General features: G+C 72.5%; 1 protein-coding gene. It reads left to right on the top strand.

Annotated elements, in window-relative coordinates:
- The coding region (locus ABD329_RS47380) for an SDR family NAD(P)-dependent oxidoreductase (protein WP_344318208.1) at window positions 1-4,017 on the top strand (4,017 nt) is incomplete at both ends.

Below are 4,017 nucleotides of genomic sequence, written 5' to 3' on the forward strand. Positions count from 1 at the left end.
TCACCCACACCACACCCCACACCAGCCTCTACCTCGAACTCGGCCCCGACCCCACCCTCGCCACCGCCACCCACCACACCCTCCACCACCACACCACGCAAACCAACCAACCCACCCCCCTCATCACCTCCACCCTCACTCGTCAGCAGCCCGAGGCGCAGGCCGTCACCCACACCCTCGCCCGGCTGCACACCGCCGGTGTCGATGTCGACTGGGCCAGTTGGTTCCCCGCCGACCCGGCCCCCCAGGTCGTCGGGTTGCCGACGTATGCCTTCCAGCACCAGCGCTTCTGGCTGGCTCCGCCCGCCGCCCCTGCGAGCTTCGAGGGCACTGCCGGGGACCCGGCCGAGGCGCAGCTCTGGCATGCCATCGAGGAGCTCGACGTCGACGCCCTCACCAGCACACTCCAGCTGGACAAGGACAGCCCGGGCATCGACGCGCTGCTGCCCGCGCTCCCCGTACTGTCCGCCTGGCGGCGGCAGCACCGTGAACGCTCCACCATCGACTCCTGGCGCTACCGGGCCACGTGGCAGCAGCTCCCCGACCCGACCGCACCGGCCCTGACGGGCACCTGGCTGGTGGTCGTCCCCGCCGGGCAGGAGGAGCACATCACGGTCCAGGTCACCCTCCAGGCGCTGCGGGCGCACGGCGCCACGGCACTCCCGTGCGCGGTCGACGCTCATCACATCGATCGCGCCGCGTTCCGCGAACACCTCGACCGGCTGACCGAGGAGTTCCAGCCCGCCGGGGTCGTCAGCCTGCTCGCCCTCGACAAGGAACCGCTCGCCGACCACTCCGCGGTGTCCGCCGGGCTCGGCGCCACCACGGCCCTCCTCCAGGCTCTCGACGACGCCGGAATCAGCGCGCCGCTGTGGTGTGTCACGCAGGGCGCCGTCGCCACCGGCCGCAGCGACCTCCTCCCCCACCCCGAGCAGTCGCAGATCTGGGGTTTCGGCCGCGTGGCCGCGCTGGAGCATCCGCAGCGCTGGGGCGGTCTCATCGATCTGCCCGCCACCATGACCCACCACACCGCGGGTCGGCTGGCGGCCCTTCTCGTCCCCGGGCAGTCCGAGGACCAGGTCGCCGTCCGCACCACCGGTACGTACGCACGCCGCCTCACCCGTGTGCCCGCCGCCGACACCGCTCCCGCTCCCTGGGAGCCGTCGGGCACCACGCTCATCACCGGTGGCACCGGGGGTCTCGGCGCTCAGGTCGCCCGCTGGCTGGCCGGCCGGGGCGCACCGCGTCTCCACCTCGTCAGCCGTTCCGGGCCCGACGCGCCCGGCGCGTCCGAGCTCGGCGAGGAGCTCACCGCGCTGGGGACCGATGTCACCATCACCGCCTGCGATGTCTCCGACCACGCCGCGCTCCGGCGGCTCATCGACACCGTCCCCGCCGAACACCCCCTCACCGCGGTCATCCACACCGCCGGCACGATGGAACTGGGGCAGATCGGCGAGCTGGACCCCGGGCGGTTGCAGCCCGTTCTGCGGTCCAAGGCCCTGACCGCCGCGCATCTGCACGACCTCACCCAGGACCTCGGTCTCGCGGCCTTCGTTCTCTTCTCGTCGAACGCCGCGACTTGGGGCAGCGGGCAACAGGCCGCCTACGCCGCCGCGAACAGCTACCTGGACGCGCTCGCCGAACACCGCCGGGCCCGGGGTCTGCCCGCCACCAGCCTCGCCTGGGGGCCGTGGGGCGAGGCGGGCATGGCCGCCGACCAGCACACGCTCTCCCACCTCGAGCGGCGGGGTCTCTCCCCTCTCCCGACCGACCTCGCCATCGCGTCACTTCAGCACGCGCTGACACACGACGACACAGCCGTCACGATCGCGGACGTCGACTGGGAGAGGTTCGGCCGTACGTTCACCGCGCAGCGCCCGAGTCCGTTCCTCACCCGTCTGATGCCGTCGAGCGCGGAGCCCGCCACGTCCACGGCCATCGCGGCCGATGACAATCCGCTGCGGCAACAGCTCAGCGCGGCGCCCGCCGCCCAGCGCCATCAGTTGCTGGTCCGCCATGTCCAGACTCTGGCCGCGACGATCCTCGGCCACTCCGGTCTGGACGCGGTTCCCCCGGGGCAGCCCTTCCAGGAGCTGGGCTTCGACTCCCTCACCGCGGTCGAGCTGCGCAATCAGCTCGCCGCCACGACCGGCCTCGCCCTCGCTCCGGCGCTGGTCTTCGACCATCCGACGCCGAACGCGCTCGCCACGTATCTGGGCGCCGAACTCACGGGGCAGAAGGCCGCCGTCACCACCCACACGCCGACCGCGACCGCCGACGACGAGCCGATCGCGATCGTCGGCATGGCCTGCCGCTACCCGGGCGGCGTGCGCTCTCCGGAGGAGCTGTGGGAACTGGTCGTCGCGGGCCGGGACGCCATCGGCGAGATGCCCGCCGACCGCGACTGGGACCTGAACACGCTCTTCGATCCCGACCCCGAGCGCCTGGGCACCAGCTATGCGCGCGAGGGCGGTTTCCTCCACGACGCGGCCGGGTTCGACGCGGCGTTCTTCGGCATCAGCCCGCGCGAGGCGCTCGCCATGGACCCGCAGCAGCGGCTGCTCCTGGAAACCGCCTGGGAGACCTTCGAGAGCGCGGGCCTGGACCGGGACACACTCGCCGGGAGCACCACCGGCGTCTTCGCGGGCGGCACCTATCAGGGCTACGGAGCCTCCGGCAACTCCTCGGCGCGGGAGGTCGAGGGATATCTGCTCGCGGGCGGTACGCCGAGTGTCATGTCCGGCCGGGTGGCGTATGCCTTCGGCCTCGAGGGCCCCGCGGTGACGGTGGACACGGCGTGTTCGTCGTCGCTGGTGGCGATGCATCTGGCGGCCCAGGCACTGCGGCAGGGCGAATGCACGATGGCGCTGGCGGGTGGCGTAACGGTGATGGCCACGCCGACCACCTTCATCGAGTTCTCCCGCCAGCGCGGTCTGGCGGCCGACGGCCGGTGCAAGCCGTTCGCGTCGGCGGCGGACGGCACCGGCTGGGGCGAGGGCGCCGGGCTACTGCTGCTGGAACGGCTGTCGGACGCGCGGCGCAACGGCCACCGGGTGATGGCTGTGATCCGGGGCTCCGCGGTCAACCAGGACGGCACGAGCAACGGTCTGACCGCGCCGAACGGGCCCTCCCAGCAGCGAGTGATCGGCCAGGCGCTCGCCAACGCACGGCTGTCACCGGCAGAGGTCGACGTGGTGGAGGGACATGGCACCGGCACCACGCTCGGCGATCCGATCGAGGCGCAGGCGCTGCTGGCCACGTACGGCCAGGAGCGGCCCGAGGGGCGCCCGCTGTGGCTGGGGTCCATCAAGTCCAACATCGGCCACACCCAGGCCGCCGCCGGAGTGGCCGGGGTCATCAAGATGGTGATGGCCATGCGCCACGGGGTGCTGCCCACCTCACTGCACATCGACGAACCGACCCCGAATGTCGACTGGAACGCGGGCGATGTCCGTCTGCTGACCGAGGCCCGGGAGTGGCCGCGGGGCGAGCGTCCACGCCGCGCGGGGGTCTCGTCCTTCGGCATCAGCGGGACCAATGCACACGTCATCGTGGAGCAGGCGCCTGAGGAGCCAGTGGCGGCGGTCGGCGCCGTCGAGGCAGGACCGGCGGACTCGGCGGGCTCGGCGGAGCTGATGGGTGGGCCGGTGCCGTGGGTGGTGTCGGCGCGCGGTGCGGAGGCGCTACGGGGCCAGGCGCGGGCGCTGGTGGCACGGGTGAACGCCGATCCCGAGGTGAGTGCCGCCGAGGTGGGCTGGTCCCTGTTGCGGTCCAGGACGCTCTTCGACCACCGCGCCGTGGTCATCGGCCAGGACCGCGAGGAACTGGTGGCGGGACTTGAGGCACTGGCCGCCGGAGAACCACATCCGAGCCTGGTACACCCCGGCGGGGCCGCCGAGGCCACCGGTCAGACCGTCTTCCTGTTCAGCGGGCAGGGCAGCCAACGCCCCGGCATGGGCGCCGAACTCTACGACCGCTTCCCCGTCTTCACCGAAGCCTTCGACGAGGTGTGCG

The organism is Streptomyces javensis (assembly GCF_039525925.1).
Lineage (GTDB): Bacteria > Actinomycetota > Actinomycetes > Streptomycetales > Streptomycetaceae > Streptomyces > Streptomyces asiaticus.